General features: G+C 49.1%; 18 protein-coding genes. 1 reads left to right on the forward strand and 17 read right to left on the reverse strand.

Annotation, left to right across the window (positions count from 1 at the left end; translation table 11 throughout):
• Positions 1 to 8 precede the first annotated feature (8 nt).
• From mfd to WF803_RS03560, 6 genes are all read right to left on the reverse strand, one after another.
• On the reverse strand, positions 9 to 3,509 hold the full coding sequence (mfd, locus tag WF803_RS03535) for a transcription-repair coupling factor (protein WP_489611740.1): 3,501 nt from the start codon (positions 3,507 to 3,509) through the stop codon (positions 9 to 11).
• Positions 3,510 to 3,523: 14 nt separating this feature from the next.
• Positions 3,524 to 4,090 carry an aminoacyl-tRNA hydrolase gene (gene pth, locus WF803_RS03540; RefSeq protein ID WP_489611741.1) on the reverse strand — a complete coding sequence of 189 codons (567 nt, stop codon included), beginning with the start codon at positions 4,088 to 4,090 and terminating at the stop codon, positions 3,524 to 3,526.
• Positions 4,091 to 5,063: 973 nt separating this feature from the next.
• Positions 5,064 to 6,053: a ribose-phosphate diphosphokinase gene (locus WF803_RS03545; protein WP_489611742.1), complete on the reverse strand. Its 990-nt coding sequence runs from the start codon at positions 6,051 to 6,053 to the stop codon at positions 5,064 to 5,066.
• A gap of 210 nt (positions 6,054 to 6,263) precedes the next feature.
• Entirely contained in the window at positions 6,264 to 7,652 is a 1,389-nt protein-coding gene (gene glmU / locus WF803_RS03550) for a bifunctional UDP-N-acetylglucosamine diphosphorylase/glucosamine-1-phosphate N-acetyltransferase GlmU (RefSeq protein WP_489611743.1), read from the reverse strand.
• A gap of 15 nt (positions 7,653 to 7,667) precedes the next feature.
• On the reverse strand, positions 7,668 to 8,963 hold the full coding sequence (locus WF803_RS03555) for a DEAD/DEAH box helicase (RefSeq protein ID WP_489611744.1): 1,296 nt from the start codon (positions 8,961 to 8,963) through the stop codon (positions 7,668 to 7,670).
• Positions 8,956 to 9,849, reverse strand: coding sequence for a metallophosphoesterase (locus tag WF803_RS03560; protein WP_489611745.1), 894 nt, complete (start codon positions 9,847 to 9,849; stop codon positions 8,956 to 8,958). Before WF803_RS03560 ends, WF803_RS03555 begins: the two co-directional genes overlap by 8 nt.
• Positions 9,850 to 10,021: 172 nt before the next feature.
• Between WF803_RS03560 and uvrC the strand changes: the two genes are divergently transcribed.
• Positions 10,022 to 11,818 (forward strand): excinuclease ABC subunit UvrC, encoded by a 1,797-nt coding sequence (gene uvrC, locus WF803_RS03565; RefSeq protein WP_489611746.1) that lies wholly within the window; start codon positions 10,022 to 10,024, stop codon positions 11,816 to 11,818.
• Positions 11,819 to 11,863: 45 nt separating this feature from the next.
• Here uvrC and WF803_RS03570 read toward each other — a convergent pair whose 3' ends face one another.
• The 11 genes from WF803_RS03570 to WF803_RS03620 all read right to left on the reverse strand — a co-directional run bounded on the left by WF803_RS03570 (position 11,864) and on the right by WF803_RS03620 (position 24,360).
• Positions 11,864 to 12,466 (reverse strand): sigma factor, encoded by a 603-nt coding sequence (locus tag WF803_RS03570; RefSeq protein ID WP_489611747.1) that lies wholly within the window; start codon positions 12,464 to 12,466, stop codon positions 11,864 to 11,866.
• Between the two features lie 27 nt (positions 12,467 to 12,493).
• Positions 12,494 to 13,024, reverse strand: a complete 531-nt coding sequence (locus WF803_RS03575) for an NYN domain-containing protein (protein WP_489611748.1) — start codon at positions 13,022 to 13,024, stop codon at positions 12,494 to 12,496.
• Positions 13,025 to 13,052: 28 nt separating this feature from the next.
• A complete protein-coding gene (rlmB, locus tag WF803_RS03580; protein ID WP_489611749.1) occupies positions 13,053 to 13,802 on the reverse strand; it encodes a 23S rRNA (guanosine(2251)-2'-O)-methyltransferase RlmB in 750 nt (249 codons plus the stop codon).
• The gene (locus tag WF803_RS03585) at positions 13,783 to 14,190 is read right to left on the reverse strand and encodes a Mini-ribonuclease 3 (RefSeq protein WP_489611750.1); all 408 of its coding nucleotides are present in this window, start codon (positions 14,188 to 14,190) and stop codon (positions 13,783 to 13,785) included. Before WF803_RS03585 ends, rlmB begins: the two co-directional genes overlap by 20 nt.
• The gene (cysS, locus tag WF803_RS03590; protein ID WP_489611751.1) at positions 14,190 to 15,608 is read right to left on the reverse strand and encodes a cysteine--tRNA ligase; all 1,419 of its coding nucleotides are present in this window, start codon (positions 15,606 to 15,608) and stop codon (positions 14,190 to 14,192) included. Before cysS ends, WF803_RS03585 begins: the two co-directional genes overlap by 1 nt.
• 948 nt (positions 15,609 to 16,556) lie before the next feature.
• Positions 16,557 to 17,504 carry a YitT family protein gene (locus WF803_RS03595; protein WP_489611752.1) on the reverse strand — a complete coding sequence of 316 codons (948 nt, stop codon included), beginning with the start codon at positions 17,502 to 17,504 and terminating at the stop codon, positions 16,557 to 16,559.
• A gap of 201 nt (positions 17,505 to 17,705) precedes the next feature.
• Positions 17,706 to 18,647, reverse strand: a complete 942-nt coding sequence (locus WF803_RS03600; protein ID WP_489611753.1) for an ATP-binding cassette domain-containing protein — start codon at positions 18,645 to 18,647, stop codon at positions 17,706 to 17,708.
• Positions 18,640 to 19,719 (reverse strand): ABC transporter ATP-binding protein, encoded by a 1,080-nt coding sequence (locus WF803_RS03605; protein ID WP_489611754.1) that lies wholly within the window; start codon positions 19,717 to 19,719, stop codon positions 18,640 to 18,642. Before WF803_RS03605 ends, WF803_RS03600 begins: the two co-directional genes overlap by 8 nt.
• Before the next feature lie 11 nt (positions 19,720 to 19,730).
• Complete coding sequence (gene oppC / locus WF803_RS03610) at positions 19,731 to 20,672, reverse strand: oligopeptide ABC transporter permease OppC (RefSeq protein ID WP_489611755.1); 942 nt, start codon at positions 20,670 to 20,672, stop codon at positions 19,731 to 19,733.
• A 1-nt stretch (position 20,673) separates the two neighbouring features.
• Positions 20,674 to 22,164, reverse strand: a complete 1,491-nt coding sequence (locus WF803_RS03615; RefSeq protein WP_489611756.1) for an ABC transporter permease — start codon at positions 22,162 to 22,164, stop codon at positions 20,674 to 20,676.
• A gap of 78 nt (positions 22,165 to 22,242) precedes the next feature.
• The gene (locus WF803_RS03620; RefSeq protein WP_489611757.1) at positions 22,243 to 24,360 is read right to left on the reverse strand and encodes a peptide ABC transporter substrate-binding protein; all 2,118 of its coding nucleotides are present in this window, start codon (positions 24,358 to 24,360) and stop codon (positions 22,243 to 22,245) included.
• Positions 24,361 to 24,414 lie beyond the last annotated feature (54 nt).

The following is a 24,414-nucleotide window of genomic DNA, read 5'->3' on the forward strand; positions in this document are numbered from 1 at the left end:
CTTGTTTTTTAAGTTTTGGCGGTTAAATTATCATCTTGCTGCAATTGCGCTAAGAACTGCTGTAAGCCGTCCAACCAGGCATCCACGCTCATATCCCCAGTACCGAGAATAAGTTCTAACTGAGCTTGGGGATTGCTGCGCATCCGCACTTGGAAAGGCAAGTCACCCAAGGCCTTGAAAATAGCTGGTGTCAATACTTTCTGGACGTGGCTAGCATCGAAAACCAATTGAATCTCCTGATGGACTTTTTTGATTTTTCTAAGCTGAAGCTCTTGTGCATAGGTTTTAATGGTACCAATAACGAGTAACCATTGCACTTCTTTTGGTGGTTCACCGAAACGATCCATGAGTTCTTCATCCAAATCCCACATGGCATCGATGTCTTCCAAATGATTAATTCGCTTATAAATCTCCAATTTCTGCCGCTCATCCGGAATATAACTAGACGGCAAGTAAGCATCCAAGCCCAGATGGATTTCAGCCGGTTCGACCTCTTCCTCAGGCTCCTCGCCTTGCTTCTTGCGGACGGCTTCTTCCAGCATTTGCGAGTACAAGTCAAAGCCCACCGGGTTCACAAAGCCGTGCTGCTCTTTACCCAGCAAATTACCAGCCCCGCGAATAGCCAAGTCACTCATGGCGACCTTAAAGCCACTCCCCAATTCGGTAAAGTCACCTAGGGCGGCCAGGCGTTTCTCACCGGCTTCACTTAAGACGCGGTCCGGCTGATACATGAAATAGGCATAGGCAATCCGACTACTCCGACCCACACGCCCGCGCAATTGGTAAAGGGTCGAAAGCCCCATGTGATCCGCCTGCTCCACCAGCAACGTGTTCACATTGGGAATATCCACGCCGGTTTCAATAATCGTCGTTGTGACCAAAACATCATAAGTCCCCAAGACAAAGTCCATCATGACCTGCTCGAGCTGGGTCGTCGTCATCTGCCCGTGGGCAATTGCAATACGGGCTTCCGGCACGAGACCTTGGATCGCCGTGGCCTTGGCTTGGATTTTCTGGACATTATTAAATAAGTAAAAGGCCTGGCCATTTCGCGCCAGCTCCCGGCGCAAGGCATCGCGAATGGTGGCGGGATTCAATTCCAAAACATAAGTCTGCACAGGGAAACGGTTGGCGGGCGGCGTTTCAATTATACTCAAATCCCTCGCCCCTAAAATCGACAAGTGCAGGGTGCGCGGAATCGGCGTGGCGGTGAGGGTAAGAATATCAATATTGGCTTTCAATTGCTTCAAACGTTCCTTGGCCTTGACGCCAAAGCACTGCTCTTCGTCCACCACGAGTAAACCTAAATCGAGGAATTTAATGTCTTTGGATAAGAGCCGGTGGGTCCCCACGACCATTTGCACGGCCCCAGAACGCAGGCCTTTAATGGTTTTGTCCTGCTGGACTTTCGTTCGGAAGCGACTGAGCAGGGCAATTTCAAAGGGCCAGCCCTCAAAACGCTCCAGCAAGGTTTCGTAATGCTGATTGGCCAAAACCGTGGTCGGCACGAGGAAGGCCACTTGCTTGCCTTCTGCCAAGGCCTTGAAGGCCGCCCGCATAGCCACTTCTGTTTTCCCAAAGCCCACATCCCCCACGAGGAGGCGGTCCATGGGCTGTTTTTCTTCCATATCATGCTTAATTTCCCGAATGGAACGCAATTGGTCTTCCGTTTCTGTATAAGGAAAGGCTGCCTCAAACTCCGCTTGCTCGGGTTGGTCAGGACCAAACGCATAGCCCTCATGGGTTTTTCGCTCGGCATAAATTTCCAAGAGGTCATCGGCAATATCCTCAATTTTACCGCTCACCCTTTGCTTGGTGCGCGCCCACTCGGTGCCGCCCATTTTATTGAGCTTCGGTGCCTTCCCTTCACTGGACACATATTTTTGAATCAAATCAATTTGATCAATCGGCACATGAATTTTGGCTTGGTCCGCATAGACAATGGTCAAGTAATCCTGGTGGGTATTCCCTACTTCAATGGTTTCCACGCCTGTGAAGCGGCCAATCCCATGATTCAAATGAACCACATAGTCCCCCGGCTCCAATTGCTGGTAGCTTTTGATCCGTTCAGCATTACTTAACTGCTGGCGCTTGGGCCGGCGTTTTTTCTTCGCCTGTTGGAAAATATTTTGCTCGGCAATAAAAACCAGTTTTTCGCCCAAAAGCTCGCTCCCAAAGCTTAAGCCCCCAAGGAAAATATTCACCACCTTCGGCTGCACTTGCTCCTTATCAGCTGCCACGGCGAGCACGCCTTGCTTCCTTAAAGCATCGATCAAGCCTTGCCGCGTCTCGTCTTCGGCCACGTAGATAAAAATCTGCCGCTCCCGCTTAAGCCAGGCATGAATTTCTAAGGCCAAAGCTTCCATTTGCCCGTAGAATTGGCTCATCGGCCGGCTTTGGAATTGGTGCAGGTAGTCGAGTTTCAAGTGCCCGTAGCCTTTCTGCAAAATCCCAAAGTAATATTGCCCCAAGGTATTGTCATTCAAACGATCAAGCATGGGTAAATACGGATTAACTTCTTTGGGGACGGGCCGGGTCAATAAGTAAGCGGACCAGTCTTCTTGAATTTCTTCATCCAAGGCCAGTAAGCGCGGATAGTCATCAATGATTAAGCGGTCCGCGGCATCCAAGTAGCTGAATAAAGAAGCCGGCTTGTCATAGGCATACCCCATAAAATAAGGCGTATAGGCCGTGCTCTCCCCCGCTGACCAGGCGGCCGCTTCGCCTGCTAAAACCGCGGCTATTTCTTCGTCTTCCGCATATTTCTGGGCTAATTCCTTAAGGAGGGGGGCCCGCTTTTTCTTCTGCTCAGGTGTCACAAGAAATTCATGGGCGGGACTTAGGTGGCAGTGGTCCAAATCTTCCTGGCTTTTTTGACTGTTGGCGTCGTAATAGCTGATCCGCTCGACTTCGTCAAAGGCCAAGGAAAAACGCAGCGGTGCCGGGGCGGTCAAGGGGTAAACATCCACAATATCGCCCCGCCAGCTCATCTCGCCCGGCTTTAAGGTCATGGCCACCCGCTCATAACCCATACCGATCAAACGTTCGGCCAAGGCCGGCGCACTCAGCTCCTTGCCTTGCTGAACCTCAATTTGGGCGGCCTGCCAAACATCCACCGGCGTGAGGGGCATTTTTAAGGCGAAATAAGGCACCAGTAAAATACCCCTAGCCTCTGGATCGCTGAGCCAAGCCAGAGCTGCCAAGCGACTCGCCAGCGCCTCTGGACTCGCAATAGCCATATGCTGGGCCACGGTTTCTGGACTTTGGTAGACGTGAACCGCATCACTAGGCAGCCACTGCTCCAAGTCGGTGGCATAATGCTCCGCCTCCAATAAATCGTGAGTCACAATTAAAAGCTTCTGGGCTTTGCTGGCCCGTAAAATTTGCCAGGCTAAAAGCGACTTGCTGCTCCCCTGCAAGCCAAGATAGAGGGCCCGCTCACCAGGAGCCACGTGGAGCGGAACTTCCGCCTGCTTTAGCCCTCTTTGAATGACTTCTTCAAATTGCACACTAGCCCTTCTTTCTAATGGTGGTTGAACTGGCTCATCGTATTTTCAAAAGTTGCCCCACCTAGCCAGTAGTCGATCGCTTCTCTAGCATCTTGGACGGCTTTTAACATGGCGGTATGCTCATCAGGGCGGAAACGTGATAAGACATAATTGGGCACCGCCATCCCCTGAGGTGGACGGCCAATGCCTAGACGAATGCGTTTAAATTGATCACTGCCCACATGGCTAATAATACTGCGCATGCCATTATGGCCACCCGCACCACCCTTTTGACGGAGGCGCAATTGGCCCACGGAGAGGTCCAAATCATCGTAAACCACCAGTAATTCTTCCGGTAAAATTTGGTAGTAACGCAGAAAAGCCCCCACTGCCCGGCCCGATTCGTTCATGTAAGTTTGCGGTTTTAGGAAGAAAACTTTTTCCCCATTGATATGTCGCTCCAAATACTGGCCTTCGAAATTCTCCTGGCTGAAGGCTTCCTGATGCTGGTGAGCCCACTCATCCATGGTGATAAAGCCGATATTATGGCGGGTTTCTGCATATTTACGCCCGGGATTGCCCAGGCCAACAATTAATTTCATTGTCCCTCCTCTAAAAAGCCTAAAAAGGGGTATAGCCCTTGCCATACTCCTCGTCCAATTATTTAATTAAATTGACTGTTTACTGATAAAAAATCTCCCAACCAGTGAGGCCGGCCGGGAGCTTCATAGCTGGAAATTTAACACTTTGCGCTCATCAAACTGATGGTCTCCGCCTACTCTCTACATAGGACAGGTTAGGGCGAATTTTTCATCCAAGCTGACTGGAGATCATGTTATGCCGTCTCTGTGTGACTTGAAGTTGAACTCACCACCAGTCTCTGCGCTTGCGTTAGTCGATGGGGATGAACCTGGCTAAAGCCAGAACCATCTCCATCGACTCAACTCAGCGGAGACTATGGTGGATTCGTATCCTAATAGTTGAACTCACCACCGGTTCTACGCTTGCGTTAGTCGAGGTCTGAAATGATGTCCTAGGTCGTTCTTACTTTTAAGTCCAGCTCAACTCGGCAGGCTGGACATCCACTTCATTAAGAAAGGGTGTAAAGGCCGATCAAGAAGGAGGACGTTATGTCATAAAGTTGAACTCACCACCAGTCTCTGCGCTTGCGTTAGTCGATGGGGATGAACCTGGCTAAGGCCAGAACCATCTCCATCGACTCAACTCAGCGGAGACTATGGTGGATTCGTATCCTTTAGTTGAACTCACCACCTGCCCCGTCGCTTGCGTTACTGCTTTGAATGAACCTGACTATCGTCAGAACCATTCTAAGCAGTCAACTCAGCGGGGGCAAGCGGTGGATTCGTATCCTGGTTTTCCAGTGTTTCCGCCTGCTGGTCGAGTTTCGCTTCCTTTTGTCAACTCACCACTCCCTTTTTGCGGCGCTCCCCTCCTTTTAGTCCAGCTCAGCTCGGCAGGCGAGGCTCCACTTCACCAAGTCACTGGAGACAATGCTACGCCGTCTCTGTGTGACTTGGTTCCAGTGGTCCTGCCTGCTCTTCGAGCTTCGCTTCCTTAGTTGCGAGATTCCATGCCTTCAAACTTGTTAATAAACAATGGGCTGACGGAACGGTTGCAATCGATTCTTAGGATGGTTTCGGCGATGAGTTCGGCGACGGAAACCTGTTTGATTTTATCGATTTTCTTTTCCTCCGAGAGTTGGATGGAGTCGGTGACGATGACTTCGGAGAATTTGGAATCGGCTAAGCGTTCGCAAGCGGGGCCGGAGAGGACGGGATGGGTGCAGCAGGCGGCGACTGAAACAGCGCCTGCGTCGATGAGGGCATTCCCGGCGGCACAAATGGTTCCGGCAGTGTCGATCATGTCATCGATGATGATGCAACGTTTGCCTTCTACGGACCCTACGATATTCATCACTTCAGCGACGTTGGCTTTTGGCCGGCGTTTATCAATAATAGCGATCGGTGCTTTGAGGAATTCCGCTAATTTGCGTGCCCGGGTAACACCACCGTGGTCGGGTGAAACGACGACGATATCGTCCCCCTGGTAGTCCTCATGTTCTAAGAAATAGTTGGCCAATAAAGGGGCGCCCAATAAGTGGTCAACAGGGACATCGAAGAAACCTTGAATTTGCGCCGCATGCAAGTCTAAGGCGACCACGCGTGAAGCACCGGCATCTTCGATCATGTTGGAAACCAATTTCGCTGTGATCGGCTCCCGTGGTTTTGCTTTACGGTCTTGACGAGCGTAGCCAAAGTAAGGAATGACTACGGTAATGGTTTTGGCACTTGCACGGCGGCAAGCATCAATCATGATTAATAACTCCATCAAGTGATCATTCACTGGCTCGGAAGTGGATTGAATGATATAAACATTGTCTCCCCGGATGGATTCTTCGATACTGATGTAGATTTCTCCATCGCTGAAGTGACTGACTGACATTTTCCCGAGTTCAATACCCATGGCGTCGGCAATTTTATCAGCCAAATCACGATTGGAATTCAAGGAGAATACCTTAACTTCCGATTTGAGTTTTTCCGTCATAAGCCTAAAATAAACCTCCTATGAAAATTCAAATCCCAAAGCCCTTGCCACGATTTAAGCTGGAACTCCTTGCTTGTTCCTGATATCGACATCTTAAATCATCACGAAGCCCTAGAGATCGCCCATTAGTGCAAGTAATGAGCAGGAACACTGACCTTGCCCCAGAACTAGAAACTCTAGTCCTCTAGCATGTCTATCTTAACATATTTTTTACTTATTGTGCCCTTTTTTACTAATTGGCAATTTGGCCCAATAGTCTGGTTTATTCGTTTGGCGAGCACGGGCGATCGCCATGGCTTCACTGGGCACATCTTCAGTGACCGTTGAACCCGCAGCAATAAAAACCTTGTCAGCAACAGTGACTGGGGAAACAATATTCACATTCGAGCCAATAAAGGCATCGTCGCCAATGCTAGAGTGGGCTTTTTCCACACCATCATAATTGCAAAAAATCACCCCACAGCTGACATTCACCCGTTTGCCGATCGTCGCATCGCCCACATAGGTCAAATGGCCAATCTTGGTGCCGGCCCCAATTTCAGCTTTTTTAATTTCGACAAAGTTACCAATGTGCACCTGCTCATGGAGAATCGAATGGGGACGCAAGTGGGCATTCGGTCCAATATCACTACCTGCACCCACTTCGCTCTCCTCAATTTCCGAGGAGCGGACCGAGACCCCGTCGGCTAAACGGCTGTGCCGAATAATCGTCCCACTGCCTAGGTGGCAATTTTTGCCAATCCGACTGCCGGCTAGAATTTGCACGTCGGGTTCAATAACCGTGTCCGGACCAATTTCCACATCCGCTTCGATATAGACCGTTTGTGGATCTAACATCGTCACCCCGGCAGCCATGAAACGTTCATTTTGCCGTTGGTAGAAAATCGCATGCCCCTGGCTTAAGGCCTGGCGGTCATTGATGCCTAAAGCCTCCCGCGGATCCGTTAAGGCATAGGCCGCTACCGTTTCACCCTCTGCTTTTAGAATTTCAATCACATCCGGTAGGTAATATTCCCCCTGGGCATTGTGATTATCGACTTTCTTGAGGGCCTGAAGGAGGCTTTCGTTATCAAAAATAAAGGTGCCGGTATTAATTTCCTGAACGGCTTTTTCTTCGGCATTGGCATCTTTTTCTTCGACAATTTTCTTCACGGAGCCGTCTGCTTCGCGGATAATTCGGCCGTAATTGGTGGGATCGTCCACGCATGCTGTCAGAATCGTTGCCTTGGCCGCTTCCTCTTCGTGAGTTTGAATCAGCTTTTCAAAACTCTCCGTTGTAATTAAAGGCGTATCCCCAGCAAGCACGAGGGTGTTGCCGGTCTTCCCAGCCAATAAGGGCGCCGCTGTTTGCACGGCATGGGCTGTCCCCAATTGCTCGGCTTGGAAGGCAAAGTCGGTGCGGCCGGCTAATTCTTCCTTCACCGCGTCCGCTTCGTGGCCAATGATGGTGATGATTTGCTTAAAGTCCAAAGCCGTCAAGCGATCAACCAGATGGCTGATCATCGGGCGACCGGCTAATTCATGCAGGACTTTTGCTTTTTCTGATTTCATGCGTGTGCCCTGGCCGGCTGCCAGGATGACCGCAAAATTCTCTTTCATGTCAGACACTCCGTTCTATTTTCCCGCTGGACGGGAACGCCGGGCGCCTTTATTTTTCTGGCGGCGCCAGCGCTTTTTCTGCTTCGCCCGTGCTTTTTTCTTGGTGACGGGCGGTTTTTCTGCTTTCTTTTTCTTCTTTTTCTGGCCAGCTTTGGCCCAAGCCTCACCCTCACCGGGCTGCAATTCACCCTGTTCTAAATGATAGGCTGCGAGCGTAACACCGGGGGGCAAGAGCTGCTTCAATTGGCGGACGTCCCGGGGCGTCACGAGCGACAAAACGAGGCCGCGCCGTCCCATGCGGCCCACCCGGCCACTCCGGTGCAAGTAAATGGCTGCGGAGGCTGGCAGATCCACATTGACCACCATGTCTAAGGCCGGCAGATCCAAGCCACGGCTCCCCACATCCGTCGTGAGTAGAACCCCTTGGGCTTCCCGTTCAAAAGCCAAGCTCTCCTGCTGGCGCTCTTGATTGGAGCGGCCACTATGCAAGAGCCAGGCGGGCAAATGATGGTAGCGCAAGGCCTCTCCTAAACGCTCTAAGGCCGCTTGACTGCGCCCAAAAACAAGCATTTTTTGCCCCACATGGTGGGCCAGGGAGCGCAAAACCTGGGCTTTTTTCCGCCCTGGCACCAGCAAGTAGCCGTGAGCCACTCCCGCCCGTAAGTGGGCATCGGCATCCATGGTATCCAAGCGGCTAAAGTCTGGCCGCAAGCCTTGCAAGGTCTCTTCAGCGACTTTGGAAGTGGTAGCCCCAACCGCCACCAAAGGCACTTGCCCCGGGCAGCGGCCGAGCAGTTTACTCGTTAAGCCCCAAAGTTCCCCCGCTAGCAATTGGTCGGCCTCATCGAGAACCACGGCTTGTAATTCCTGGCTATTCAGTTGGCGTTTCTCCAAAAATTCCAAGAGGCGGCCCGGGGTGCCCACGACCATTTCCGGTTTTTTCTTCAAGCGGTCGCGTTGCCGTTTGCGATTGGCTCCACCAACGAGTAAGGTCACCGACAAGCCCAAAGCCCGCCCCCACGTTTCCACCACGCTTTTAACCTGGCTGGCTAATTCATGGGCCGGTAGTACAATGAGTAACTGCAAGTCCCCCGATGCTTGGATACGGGCTAGTAGCGGCAGGAGATAAGCCAAAGTTTTCCCACTCCCCGTGGGCGCATGGAGGAGGGTGGCTCCCCCTTGCGGTAAGCGAGCCCAAGCCGACTTTTGAATGGCGGTCGGCTCCGCAAAGCCCGCCGCTGTCCAAGGCTTAGCGAAATGCGCCAGTAGGGCTTCCACGGCACGTCCCTTTTCTGTATCAGCCTTAGTCATGGGTGTCCTCACTGGCTACGGGGCTTAGCTTGGGTCCTTCACAAATCACCAGCACGATTTCAGCTTGATTATTAATGCGCAGGCCAGTTTCCGGCTGGCCAATACCGCGCGAAATCACCAGGCGCTTATCGGGATTTCCCGGCAGGCCAAAGACGCCGGAAGTATAAGCCGGCTGATAGCCTTGGCTAGGAGAATAGAGGGGGCCAACGCCGGGAATATTAATGCCGCCACCTTCCGCGTGGCCACTCAAAACTAAATCGGGTGAGAGGGTCAAATCATCATGGTAGCGCAGGAAGGCTTCGGGATGGTGGGCCAGTAAGAACTTCACTTGCCCAGCTGGCGCCCCAGTCCGTTCAATGGCCCGAAGCGGCTCATGTTTGAGAAATTGCTGGCCGACTTTCTCTCCAAGGCCTAAAAGACTGATCGTCTCCCCGTGGTAAGTCCACTCAGCGGCTTCATCATGAAGGAAACGGACACCTGCCTCGGTCCACAAGCGTTCCATAACGGGTGCATCCGGATTTTCCAGCTCGTGACTGCCATAGACCGCATAGACAGGAGCAATTTCCCGGAGGCCTTCAGCGAGGCCGTACACCATTTCAGCGTCAAAGTCCCCTGCTGCTGCCAAAATATTTCCGGTCACTAAAATGAGGTCTGGCTCAGCCCTCACCACTTGCTTTAGCAGGCGCTTCATCGCCACCCGGTGTTTGGGAATATTTAAATCACTCAATTGAACGAGGCGCAAGCCTTCGAGAGCACCACGGAATTTCGGATTTTGCACGTAATAGATCGTCTTCCGCAAAAAGGCATTCTGCCAATAGAGGTAGGCTCCTACCCCCAGAGCCGCCCCACAGGCGAGTAACGTTTTTGTTTGCTTTCCACTTGCCATCATACTCTCCTCAATTCTTTTATTTGCTTTTAGGATGAAAATTCATTAATCTAGGATATTCAGGTTTAAGCCCTATGTCCTATCATTTTACCATAGGGAGCTTGAAGCTTCAGCCAAGAAGCGTGAAGAATCCGTAAAACTCATGCTATACTAATAAGAAAGGGGGGCTAAGATGGCGAGTGAATTAATTGAAAATAAATTAAAACTCTTGCCGGACCAACCAGGCTGCTACTTGATGAAAGATCGGCAAGGAAAAATTATTTACATCGGCAAGGCGAAAAATTTAAAAAATCGCGTGCGCTCGTACTTTAAGAGCAGTCATACGGGGAAAACGGCTCAATTGGTGAGTGAAATTGCTGATTTTGAAACGATTGTCGTCCTCACCGACAAGGAGAGCCTCCTTTTAGAAATTAATCTGATTCAAAAATACCAGCCCCACTATAATATTAAATTGAAGGAAGGGACGATGTACCCTTACCTGAAAATTACAAATGAAAGGGATCCGGAACTAAAAATCACTTCCACGGTGGAGGATGACGGCGGCCATTACTTTGGCCCTTATCCGAACGTGCGTGCTGCCACGGCCACCCGGGACCTGCTCCAAAAAACTTATCCTTTAAGGCGCTGCAGCCGCCAAGAGAAAAGGGCCTGCTTCTACTACCACCTCGGCCAGTGCATCGGCTGCTGTGACCATGAGGTTTCCAAGGAAGAATATGACGAGCAAATTCGAAAAATTACCCGCTTCCTCAATGGGGACGTGAAAACCATCAAGGCCGACTTGAAGCAAAAAATGCAAGACGCTGCCGACCAGCTCCACTACGAGCGGGCCGCCGAATATCGCGACCAAATCCACTACATCGAGCAAACGGTCGAACCGCAAAACGTCATGAGCCGCCAATACAATAACCGCGATGTTTTTGCTTATTACATGAACCAAGGCTGGATCAGTATTCAGACCTTCCTCTTGCGGCAATTCTCGATTATTAAACGCGACTCTGCCCTCTTTCCCTGCTACAGTGATCCGAAGGAAGAGTTCACCAGCTACATTATCCAGTTCTACCAGGAGAAAAACCACACCTTGCCCAAGGAGATTCTCCTCCCAAAAGGCTTGGATAACGATACAATCAGTGAAGTCTTAGAAGTGAAGATCCATACCCCCCAACGCGGGAAGAAGCGGAAATTACTGAAGATGGCCCGGAAAAATGCCAAATTGGCCCATGAGCAGCGCTTCCGACTAGAAGCCATGAGTGAAGAACGAACCATCGGCGCCGTGAAGGAACTAAGTGCTGCCCTGCGCCTGCCCTACTTGCGGGTCATTGAAAGCTTTGACCACTCGAATATCCAAGGCGTGCACGGGGTTTCGGGCATGGTTTACTATGAAGACGGCCGCCCCAATAAAAAACAATACCGCAAATTTCGTATTAAAAGCGTGGACGGAGCCGATGAGTACGCCACGACTCAGGAAGTGATCCGGCGGCGCTATTCCCGCCTCCTTAAGGAACAGCAACCCCTGCCTGACCTTGTTTTAATGGACGGGGGGGCGATTGAAGTGAATGCCTGCCGCGATGTGTTGACCAACGAACTCGGGCTAAGTCACTTACCCGTGGCTGGCATGGTCAAAGACGACAAGCACCGCACCGCCCATGTGGTGTATGACTACGGCCATCCCTATGGTGACTTAGAAATTGTCCCCTTGGATCCGAAATCGAATGCCTTCTATTTGGTTCAGCGCATCCAAACAGAAGTCGACCGCTACGCCAAATCCTACCACCGGACGATCCGCAGCAAAAACTCCTTCACCTCCCGCATGGACGCCATTAAAGGTGTGGGCCCTAAAACACGGCGGAAAGTCATGCGGCATTTTCGGACGCTGAAAAATATTCGCCAGGCTGAACCAGCCGATATTCAAGCCCTCGGTATTCCCAAAAAAGTTGCCGAAGAAATTCATCGGGTTGCCTTAGAAAAATAATGAAAGTAAAAAGGACCGCCAAGCAAAAACTTGGTGGTCCTTCTTTTATAGGTGCTCACGCACGAGGGCTTTAATTTTCTGCCGGCTGCGATAGTAGGCATTTTGGATGGTTTTTTCCCGAACCTTTAAGTCTTGGGCCAGTTTTTTAATGTCCCCATCCGTCAAATGACAGAGGAGGGCCGCTTGCTCCAGGCGCGACAAGGCCGTCGTAAAACGGGCCAGCACATCTTTCACCGCTAATTCCGCTTCTGGGGAATCGTGGGCGGCATGGTAGACGGCTTGTTCTTCCTCGACCAAATAGCGCTCCTCCACCTCACAAAAGCAAAGTGTTCGCTGGCCTGAATAGCGTTTTTGAGCAGTTTGCTGGCGCTGGATATTGATGGTCCAATTGCGCAGCAAATGATGGTAATACGTGGTAAAACTAGCTTCTCGGTCGGGCTTATAAGTCAGGATCGCCTTATGCAAGCAAAGCAAGGCCTCCTGCCAAAAATCCTCCCGCTCCAAAGTCGTATAAGACGTGTAGTAGCGGGCAAAAGCCATATCTTTAAAGCGATGGGAAATTTTTTCAAAGCAAACCTCATCGCCAGAGCGAATGGCTTCAAGTTCCGCCGAGGATAAATAAGCTCGGCCAGTATCTTGCAAGTACATGGTGTAGTCCCAAAGTACCGCAAGTTCTTATTCCTCCGTCGACATCTCATCCAGCATTTGGCGCAGATGCTGCATCTGCTGGTAAGACCACGGGACCAAGCGGTGGCCCACAAGAGGCTCGTAATGGTCGTCCCCCTCGCGGATAGTGAGTTGGGTTTTTTCCACATCCCGCCACAATTCCAGGGCGGACTGGCGGAGTGCCCCCTTTTGGAATACTAAACGCTGCTCCAAAAGGTCACTGGTGGCAACAATGACATCGGTCAAAACCCCCACCATGGCATCCATCATCCCTTCAATATAACTATCGGCCGTTTCACCTTCCGCCGTAAACACCACATGCATGCGGTATTTTCCATAAGACTGTTGGAGGCCAGGCACAAACATGGCGTCAAAAATAACCCACGTCTCAAAGCCATGATAGGCGGAATAATTCGCCAATAGCTCCAATAAGGCATCACGAGCTTCTTCAATCTCGCCAGACCGTTTCAAACTCAACAGCGGTGGCCAGGCGCCAATCATATTGTAGCCGTCCACAATGAGTTTCTTTTTTCGTGCCATAAGCCCTCCTTTCTCAGTCGAGGTTCAATTATAAATGCCGTTTGCGGTAAACTTCATACATCACCAAAGCCCCCGCCACACTCGCGTTCAAGCTCTCAACATGGCCGCGCATGGGAATGGTGTAGGTACCATCGAGATTTTTCGCCACACCGGGGGAAATCCCCTTATGCTCATTGCCGATGACAAGGGCAATCGGTAAGTCTGCTTCTAAATGCCAGAACTTATCCCCTTGCATGTCGGTCCCAAAAATCCACAGGCCTGCTTCCTTCAATTGGCGAATCGTTTGGCTGATATTCGTCACGCGCACAACCGGCACATGGGCAATGGCACCCGTACTCGTCTTAGCCACGGTCGCCGTCAAGCCCACCTGCCGCCGCTCTTGAATAATAATGCCGTGCACGCCACAAGCATCCCCCGTCCGGAGCAGGGAACCCAGATTGTGCGGATCTTCAATGCCATCACAAATGAGCAAGAAAGGTTCCTCCCCCCGCTTTTTGGCGAGGGCTAAGCAATCGTCTAAGCTCGCATAGCTTTGCGCGGCAATCTGCAAGACCACGCCCTGGTGATTGCCTCCCGCGCTCAATTGATCCAGCTTGGCTTTGGGCACTTCACTGATCGGCACGCCCGTATCGCGTAAGGAACGCAGTAGACGCTTATTCCGCTTGGGATTAAAGCCTTTCTGCAGGTAAATGCGGATAATATCCCGTGCTTGCTCGGCCAAAAGCATTTCCACCGTGTGAATGCCGTAAACAATATCGTTAGGACTCGATTTTGCCATGGTGAACCTCCTCTAAATACATGCAGGCGTCCTGAACCAGCTTGTCAAAACGCGTATGGTCCTCTTGGCCGTACAAGTAGCCTAATAAGCTCTCAAAGCCGGTCGCCAAGCGGTAGGCCTGGGTAGAGGCATTTTTGGCTTGGGTATGGGGGGAGGCATTGCGTCCCCGTTTGAAATAAGCCACTTCCTCGTCCGTCAAAGCCTCTGTATCCAGCCAATGGGTGATGACGGCTGCTTGGGCCGGGGCGCTCACCAAATGGGTAGCCCGCTCATGCAGGTCCCTAGGCCGGGTCAAGCCCGTCGCCAGTAAATAAGCGCGAACCCGCACTTCATAAGCCGCATCCCCCAAGTAAGCAAGGGCTAAGCCATTTAATTGCTCGACCTGCATTAAGCTTCACCCCGGTGCCAGCGCGTGCCGTGAGGCGTATCATCCAAGAAAATCCCTTGGGCCTTTAATTCATCACGAATCGCATCACTCTTCGCAAAATCACGTTGGGCCCGGGCCTCATTCCGCTCTTCAATCAAGCGTTCAATGTCAGCCTCTAAGACATCTTCCTTAGAAAAATCAAGGCCATAGATCGCCAGCCAAGTGCGCAAGTGCCCGTCAAAAGCCGCTAAAACAGGACGAGCCACCTCATCTTGGTCCAGATACTGATTCAAAGCCTTCACCATTTCTTCTAAAACACTCACCCCATTCGGCGTGTTAAAGTCATCATCCATGGCCGCTTCAAAGGCCGTTTTGAGCTGGTCAATTTGCCCAAGCCAAGTTGAGTCGGAAGGTAGCTTCTCCACCGCTTGGCCTTGGCGATGCTTAATATGCTCAAAGGCCGCCTTAAAGCGTTCCACCTGCCGGCCGGCAGCCGCCAAATTCTCCTCACTAAATTTCAAAGGATGGCGGTAGTGGGCACTGGCCAAGAAAAAACGAATGGCTTGGGGATCTACTTGCTTCAATAACTCATGAGTAAAAACCGAGTTCCCGAGAGATTTACTCATCTTCTCGCCCTCAGCCCCAATCGTCACAAAGCCATTGTGCAGCCAGTAACGGGCAAAAGTTTGCCCTGTTTTAGCTTCCGCCTGAGCAATTTCATTTTCATGATGAGGGAAAATTAAATCGTGACCCCCCGCATGAATATCAATCGTCGGTCCCAAGTGCTGGGTAGCCATCTCTGAGCATTCAATATGCCAGCCCGGCCGCCCTAAACTCCAAGGGGCTTCCCAGGCCGGTTCGCCGGCTTTACTTTTCTTCCAAAGGGCGAAGTCTAAGACATCTTCCTTTAAAGCTTGCTGCTGATTTTCCAGGCGGTCGCTCGCCCCCGCCCGCAAGGCATCGAGACTTTGCGCACTCAAATGCCCATAGTCCTTAAATTTGCGCGCACGGAAATATACATCCCCACCGCTCTCATAGGCATAGCCTTTTTGCACCAGATCCTCAATAAAGGCGATAATCCCAGGCATATGGTCCACCACCCGCGGATTTTCATCGGCCCGCTTCACATTTAAAGCGTCCGTATCCGCATAGAAAGCGGCAATGTATTTTTCTGCGATTTCTTTTGGCGTTTGCCCTTCTTCCTGGGCACGGCGAATAATTTTATCATCTACGTCAGTGAAATTGGACACATAAGTGACGTCATAGCCGCGGTATTCTAAGTAGCGACGAATAGTATCAAATGCCACCACACTGCGCGTATTACCAATATGAATATAATTGTAAACCGTAGGGCCGCACACATACATGCTGACGTGGCCAGCCTTCAACGACTCAAAGGGCTCTTTATTGCGCGTGAGCGTATTATATAAAGTGATCATGTTATCCTCCCAACGTCCTCGACAAGTATTCCTCTTTATTCTATCATGGTAAACCCCAAGGACAAAGGCAGGCTATTGAGTTTACCGAAAATTCTCCATTCCCCACCCCCCAACAGTAACACCCAAAGGCCTTACCGCTTTTGCCAAGCATAAAAAAAGAGGCCAAAGCCCCCCATGGGATATCAGTTCAAATGATCTAAGGCCAAAGCGAAACAGTTAACCCTAACAGCTAGCCCCAGCTGACCCAAGCCACAGGCAAAAGGCGTCCCCACAAGACGCTGCACAAAAGCTCTAACTCCCCCAGCCTGCCTGATGGCCATCACATTCTTTCTGATATTTTAAGAATTCCACCCTATCCTAGCAAAACGCTTTCTTAAAGGCAAGAAAAAAGTATACTCCCAGTAAACTTTGCGCCCTAAAAAAGCGATACGTCGCCCCTGAGCTGGCCTTACTCTAGTTGCAAAAGAGTAAACAGCTTTTGATCTCGCAAATAAGATACAAATAACGTACTTATACAAATGCATTATTTGTCTAAAAAACTTTGCATCACTGAAAATCTCTGCTATAATGTAATCAGTGTTTTGGTCGAAGAATAATTCAGCACACGAAATAGTCCCCAGCATCGTCGGGGAATTCACGGAAAAATCTCCCTGGTGATGAAACCTATTTCTAATAACTTCTGATGACCTGCCAAACACTCCCGTTTGTTGAAGGAATAGAATCTTACCTCTGGTCCTAGCCAACCAGCCTTCACATAACCTCAAAAAGCGCCCCAGTCCGGCGCTTTTTTATTTTTTGCGTATTTCGATATATGAATAAAAATTCTCCCGTTAAAAAACAGGAGAATTGGGTAAAAATGGTATTTAAGACGTGAGTGAAGTAAGCGATTCGTCATCTATTCTTCAGAGCTTAGAGCAGCTTTTTCGCTTGCACTTCTTTTATTCTAGATTAATTCAGGTTCTCAGTTCCCGGCGACTCACTTTCTTCGTCTGGATGCATGGGATCGTATTCGTACTCATCAGGGGCGCGGGAGATGGAGGATTTGTAGGTGAAGCCGAGGCCAGAGACTTCGGAGACGGCGTTGACATACATGAAGGCCTTATCATCAAGTTCCTGCACAAAATGTTTGAGGGCAAGGAGTTCTTGGCCGTCGATAACCGTGAGGACGAGCCAGCGATCCTTTTGCGTATAAGAGCCACGGGCCGGAATCATGGTCGAGGAATGGTCCAAATGCTTGAAAATAAACTGATTAATTTCCTCATAATAATCAGAAATAATGGTCACCTCAAACAGCTCTTCCCCACCCATGACGGTCCATTTAATGACGGTGGCGTTAATAATAATATTGAGGAAAGCATAGAGGCCGCGGTACATGCCAAAAGCCCCAAAAGCGCCGAGGAGGACAAGACCATCGACCAAAAGCAAGGCCGAGCTAAACTCCATCTTCGTATAAGTACTCATGATACGCGCAATAATATCGGTTCCGCCGCTAGAACCACCAGCGTTATAGGTAATCCCGATGCCGGTGGCGGAAATGAGCGTTCCCACCATGCAATTCACAATCATATCTTCAGACAAAGGCGCCGAAAGGGGGAAAAATTGCTCACAAAGCCAAAAGCCAATCGATGAAAGCACAATACAATATAGCGTTAAGCCACTAAAGGAGCGCCCTAAGGTCAGTAAGCCGACCACTAAGAGCAAGGTATTGACGGCTAAGTAAACAACGGAATAGGGAATCGGTAAAAAAGCTTCTAAAATTAGCGCCAACCCCCCTGCGCCTCCCCCCATAATATGCGCGGGAATCACAAAAAAATACAAGCCAACCACCATAATGGCAGTCCCCAAAGTGACTCCCAAAATCGCCTTCACACGTGAATTTTTCATCATCGCTAACATTTCGGCACCTTCTTCCTTTCTGAAAATAAAAAATTCGAGGGTTCCTACCAGTCCCAAGGCCTGGACACACCACTCAAAATAACAAACATCAGCTTCTACTTTACCATAAAATGAAGGGAAAGAATGGAAATTTTAAAGCTTCCCAGGCAAAAGTAAAAAAGAGATCCTGCACAAGGCAGAATCTCAAAAAGCAAAGCACATTTACTTGGATAATTCTTTTTGGTATTTTTCAAATTCAGGATCATTCGCATAAACGTAATGTTCTGGTAGAATTTCCCGCATGCTAGGCTTGTCGACGGAATAATCATGCATATTAGGATTATAAACAATCAGTTTACGGTCTCTGGACAAGACAGGGTCGGGAACAGGAACGGCGGATAAGAGGGATTGCGTATAAGGGTGCACGGGGTTGCGGAAGAGTTCTTCCGTTTCCGCAACTTCCAAAATACGACCATTCTTAATAACCGCAATCCGGTCCGATACGAAGCGAACCACGGACAAGTCGTGGGCGATGAAGAGGAAGGTTAAGTTCTTCTCACGCTGGAACTTGTGCATCAGGTTCAGCACTTGCGCCCGGACAGAAACGTCCAAGGCGGAGATGGGTTCGTCAGCAATGACGAGCTCAGGTTCCATAATCAAGGCCCGGGCAATGCCAATCCGTTGCCGTTGCCCACCAGAGAACTCGTGGGGATAGCGGTATAAATGTTCAGGCAAGAGGCCTACTTCGGTAAGAATATTTTCCACGCGTTCTAAGCGTTCCTCATGCGAGTCAAACAGTTTAAAGTTGTAGAGACCTTCCGAAACCACATATTCCACCGTCGCCCGTTCGTTTAAGGACGCAGAAGGGTCTTGGAAAATCATTTGAATGTTTTTGATAACATTCTGTTGTCTTTCCTTAGGAATTGGGCCATTAATTTTTTCTCCATTGAAGAAAATATCACCCTTACTGGTTTTATTGATCCGGTTAATCGCCCGACCGATCGTGGTTTTCCCCGAACCTGATTCGCCAACCAGGGAGAAAGTTTCTCCCCGGTAGATATCAAAGTTGGCATCATGCACTGCGACAAAGCGATTTTTGCCCTCGCCGAAGGAAATTTCCACGTCTTTTAAAGATAAGATCACATCTCTATCTTTTTTATTCATTGGTTTCTCCTCCTTGCTGTTGGGCAAAGTCATAGCGGGTATGTGCTAGAATTTTCTCATGCAGATCTTTGATAATGTCCGGTTTTTCCACTTCCGGCGCTTGCGGATCCAAAAGCCAGGTTTTTGCCGTATGCGTATCGCTCACCGAGTATACCGGTGGCTCCTTCTCAAAATCGATCTTCATGGCATAGCGACTCCGCGGTGCAAAGGCATCCCCTTTGATCGTGGTATAGAGGGAAGGCGGGGCACCAGGAATAAAGTACATGTCTTCTTTGGACTCGGACAATTGCGTTAAGGAGGACAAAAGGGCCCAGGTATATGGGTGGCGAGGATCGTAGTAAATGTCCTCAACCGTCCCCTTCTCGACAATTTGGCCGGCATACATGACCGCTACCCGGTCCGCAATTTCAGCCACCACGCCCAAGTCGTGCGTAATAAAGATAATCGTAAAGCCAAATTCCTTCTGCAAAGATTTCAGCAGGCGGAGAATTTGGGCTTGAATGGTCACGTCCAAAGCTGTCGTCGGCTCGTCACAGATCAATACCCGTGGCTGGCAAGCTAAGGCGATCGCAATAACGATCCGCTGGCGCATCCCCCCAGAGTATTCAAAGGGATATTCTTCGTAGCGATCAGCCGCATTGGGAATACCAACTTTGTCCATAATATCAATAGCCATGGTGCGCGCTTCTTTTTTCGATTTGCCTTGATGCTTGATAATGACTTCAGAAATTTGCGAGCCAATCGTCCGCACCGGGTTCAAACTCGTCATCGGGTCTTGGAAAATGGTAGAGAATTCTCTCCCTCGATATTTCAACCATTCTTTATTCGTTTTTAAATCACTCAAGCGATGGCCATCATAATCAATCGTTCCGGAAATAATCCGGCCATTCTTATCAAGCATCCCCGTAAAGGATTTGGTTAAAACAGATTTACCTGAACCTGATTCCCCCACAATAGCGAGGATTTCATGTTCATATAATTCAAGATCCACCCCCCGAATCGCAGTTAATTCCTTACCGCGAACCGTGAAGCCAATTTTCAAATCTTTGACGGTTAGTAATTCTTTACTCATGAAATCACCCCCTAAATGTGGTTCCGTGGGTCGGTGGCATCAGCGAGCGCCTGGCCAACCAAGTATAAGGAAATGGAAATCAACGCCAGAATCGTGACCGGAATCCAGAACAAGTAAGGCTGCGTTGAAATGTTCGTCGAGTACTTCTTAATAATCGTCCCCAATGAAGGCACGTCGGCACTTAAACCAACCCCTAAGTAGGAAAGGAAAGTTTCATAACCGATAAAGCCTGGCAAGTCTCGGGAGACAGAAGTAACAATAATTGAGGTCAAGTAGGGGAGAATGTTTCGCGTAATCAAACGGAAAGGCGGTGTCCCCAAGGTGCGGGAGGCCATGTTGTATTCCCGGTCCCGCATGACCATGACTTGTACCCGGATGAAGTAGGCCATGTTAAGCCAGGAGGTTAAGGACATTGCAAAGAGCAAGTTCCAAAAACCACTTCCCAAGGTATAAGACAAAACGATAATGATTAAAAGCTGGGGTACGTTAATAAACACGTTGTAGATTTCCAGCATGAAACGGTCAAATTTTTGCGATGTGCCCCAGAAGGCGCCCACAATCGTCCCAATCACTGTACAAATCAAAGTGGTCAAAACAGAAATGGAGATCGAGGTACGCGCCCCCGCCCACACGGCGTCAAAAAGCGACATGCCGTTAGCATCTGTCCCGAACCAAAATTCCGCAGACGGTGGATTGTAACGGGTCGAGAAGTCGTTAATATTCTCGACGTTCATGAAGTCATAGCCACTAAACATGGGTTGGATAAAACTCATGAGCAGGAGAACCAGTAAAACGATAAGGAAAAAGATCGCCACTTTACTGGAGAAGAAAGTCCGAAACACACTACGCCAGTAGGAATACCTGGGGGCATCAATATGTTCTGCCGCCTGATTATCCACACCGACAAAGGTAAACAGATCTTTGCGGTCAGTTTCTTTGGGTGTTGTTTCCATCTTATTCATCTCCTCTCACATTAAGCGTAATCCGTGGGTCAACCAAGGTCATGGCAATGTCCCCGAGGAGTAAAGCTAATACCGCTAGGATGGTAAAGATCAAGACCAAACCCGTAACAATCGGGTTATTATGGGCCAAAATCGCATCCGGTAGCATTTTACCCATCCCAGGTGCCGCGAAAATTGTTTCTGTAATCGTTGCCCCCGCAATGGTGAAGATGATTGAACCAGGAATCCCGTTAACCAGAGGAATGATCGCATTCCGTAAAATGTGGTGAACTTGAATTTCCCCCTCCGAGAGCCCTTTTGCTCGCGCAAACTTAACATAGTCAGAGTTCTGTTGGTCAATCATATAGCGGCGCATCCAAATAATTAAGCCCGATACACTCAGCAAACCAAGAATAATGGTTGGTGAGATATAAGAGCGGATATCACCTGCACCATGCGTTGGGAACAAATCGGGTAGATTGAAGAATTTGTTACCTAAGAATCTGAAGAAGAAAACAAAGGCAACGGACGGTACAGAAATAAGAATCGTCACAATGAAAGTCCCGAAGCGGTCTACCCAGCCACCCTTATAGAGGGCCATAGCAGCAGCCGCCGGAATGGCGATCGCATAGGCAATAAAGACAGCAACAATCCCCATTCTAAAGGAGATGCCTGCCATCGAGGGATCCTTATACACGTTCTCAGCACCAGCATAGTTGTCCGAGAACATCGCTTTTTCTTGTGAAGAAATCTTATCAGATGGTTTGTATTGGCGTGTATAGACATCTAAGGATGTGCGACGTGTTGAACCGTCAGGCAAGGTGACTTCCCGAGTCATCGGTTGTCCTTGGCCACCAAATAAAACTTGGGTCACTGGCCGTCCTGCAAAGGTTGGATAGGAGATCCCGAGGTTCAGTTTGATCATATTTTGATGAATGAAGGGGAAATGCGAATTGAAGTAAATTTGGTATTTGTACTTCGTCCCCGAACCAACCAAAGCCCAGCCCGCATAGGGATCGTTTTCGAAGGAATAGCCCCGTTCCAAATCGGGATTATTCGGATCCTTGACGGCACCCGGATGGTCAATTTGAATCATATTTTTATAGAAATTGAAGACACGCGTTAAAATAGCAATATCTTTGGTCGCATACAGGTTGCCAGATTCTGGCAGGGCGTCCAATTTATAGCCATTTTCCTTAGCCCATTCTTCGGCTTCGGCTTTATCGTTGCCTTCTTGCCCACCTTTGAAATCAGGATGCTTTTCACTGACTTGGTGAATTAACTCCCGGGGGGATACATAATCGATGTAACCCATCCGATGAAAGGCAGTGTTTTTATATTCGGTCAGCTCCTCAGGATTTGATCTTAATTTATTATAAGACGGGTCGTCTTTGAAGATCGCATCTCTCGGTACTAGCGTAAAAATCACCAGATAGGTGAGCGTAGTAACCAGGAAAATACTGAAAAGGGACCGCAAGATCCTGAAGAAAACATATTTCTTCATTGTATTTTACCTCCAACTTAATTTAAATAAGGGAAAAGTTGGCAAGCTGCCAACTTCCCCTCAATCATCTGGTGAAGACTACTTCTCTTCATCTTCTTTATCTTTGTCATCTTTTTCAGCGTCTTTGTCCTTGTCAGCGTCCTTTTTATCGTCTTCCTTTTTGCTGTCTTTCTTCGGCTCCTCTTCATCGCCACCTGCAGCTTTGACAGCTTCTTCCCATTCAGCCTTCAATTTTTCATATTGTTCGGTAGTGACTGGGTCTTTTTGAAGTTTGAGATACTTCATCCGAGAAGCTGTTGGACCTGCAAAGGCATAAGGGCCAGTGTAAGGAACTGCTTTTTGGATGAATGGACGTGCCCCGTCAGCCCACATTGGGATGATGAAGGTATTGTCAATCAACCAAGCTTCCGCCTTCGCATATTTAGCAAAGCGTTCATCGTTGTCATCAATCACAGACTGGGCATCATCGAGGAGTTTCTTGTAGTCGTAAAGGCCTAGTTCTTCACGCATTTCCTTCGATTCATCAGCCTTTTCACTGTTCTCGCCATCAAGCCCAGCGACGATCATGTTCGTCCCGTCAACAGGGTTGTAGATATCTAGGTAAGTCGATGGGTCAAGGTAGTCTGGGAACCAGCCATTTTCAATGGAAATATCATAGTCCACAGCATCAGCAGTGGTGGCATTGAAGGTGGCGTTCAAGTAAGGGTCTTGGGCCAGCAAGTTAATATCGATTTGGATATTGTCAGCACCCAAGGATTCTTCCACCGTCTTCTTCAAGGATTTCCCGTAGTTCACGGAAACTTCTGTTTGTTCCATGATCGGTAAGTCGATACGAATAGGGAAGTCGACCCCTTCTTTTTCCAATTCTTTCTTCGCTTCTGCGAAGAGTTCCTTGGCCTTGTCAGGATTGTAGAAGGCATCTTGCCCATCGGACATATCGATATCCTTGTATAAATCAGGATCAATGGCCTTCAATTCGTCTTCTTCAGCTTCGCCGAAGAGTTTGTCACCAACGTGAACGAAGTCATTAGGCACGAAGGAGTTCCGAACTTTCGGTGCCGCATATTCTTCCCCTTGTAACTGGGACATGTAAGAAACGCGGTCGAAGCCGTATTTGAATGCTTGACGGAATTTCTTGTTCATAATAGCCTTATGAGCATCTTCTTTTTGCTTGTCATTTTCCTTCTTCGTCGCATTAAAGCTCCGACGGTTATAGTTGAAGTGAATCATGAATGTTCCCGGCTTGGTTGGCCCTACCAGGATGTTATCTCCATAAGTCTTCTTCACTTCGTCATAGATAGGTAAGTTAGGTAAAACGGCAAACTGCGTAATACTGCCATCTTGGAACATCCGGAAGAAGGATTCGAGGTCTGATTCATCATTATAGGTGAATTGTACCGTGTCGAGGAAGACATTGTCGGCATCCCAGTAGTTATCATTCTTCACATATTCAATGGATGATTTCGCTGTTAAGTTTGATAAACGGAAGGGACCATTGTAGAGAATGGAATCTGGCGATAATTGCCCGAATTCGTCCCCTTTCGAGTTAAGGAATTCCTCGTTAATCGGATACAAAATCCCGTAAGAGGTCTTCGAGTTCCAGTAAGGTTCCGGACGAGCGAGTTTGTATTCGACCGTATAGTCATCGACAGCTTTCACGCCGACCTTTTCAAAATCATCGGTCTTACCAGAAATATAGTCGTCTAAGCCTTCAATACTGTAGCGAACGATTGGCAGCATTTCCGATTCAACTTCCACCGCATGCTTCAAGCCCGTCACGAAGTCTTGGGCTTTCACTTCCGCTACTTCGTTCCCATCAACGTCGGACCACATGATCCCCTTCTTCAGGTGATAGGTGTAGGTTAATCCATCGTCGCTCACTTCATGAGATTCAGCCACGGCTGGGACATATTGCCCAAGATTATCCGTTTCATACAAACCATCGATGAAGTTGACCGCTCGGCCAAAGTTAATGTCTCGTTGTGAGAAGGTATAGTCTAGTGAGGTCGGGTCACCAACGTAGGTGGCTTTATATTCCCGCAGTAATTCGGTCTCCTCCCCACTGCTATCCTTGCCAGCTGTTTGCTTTCCATCGCTGCCACTTCCTCCATCGCTACCTTTCCCACAAGCAGCTAAAGTGACAACCGTTGTTAAAGCAAGCAAGCCCAAACGACTCAACTTACTTTTCAGTGCCATAAACTTTCCTCCACTTCTTTGTTTAGGCATTACCTATTAAAACTTAAGTAACAT

The sequence above is a fragment of the Aerococcus sp. BD502 genome (assembly GCF_057919555.1).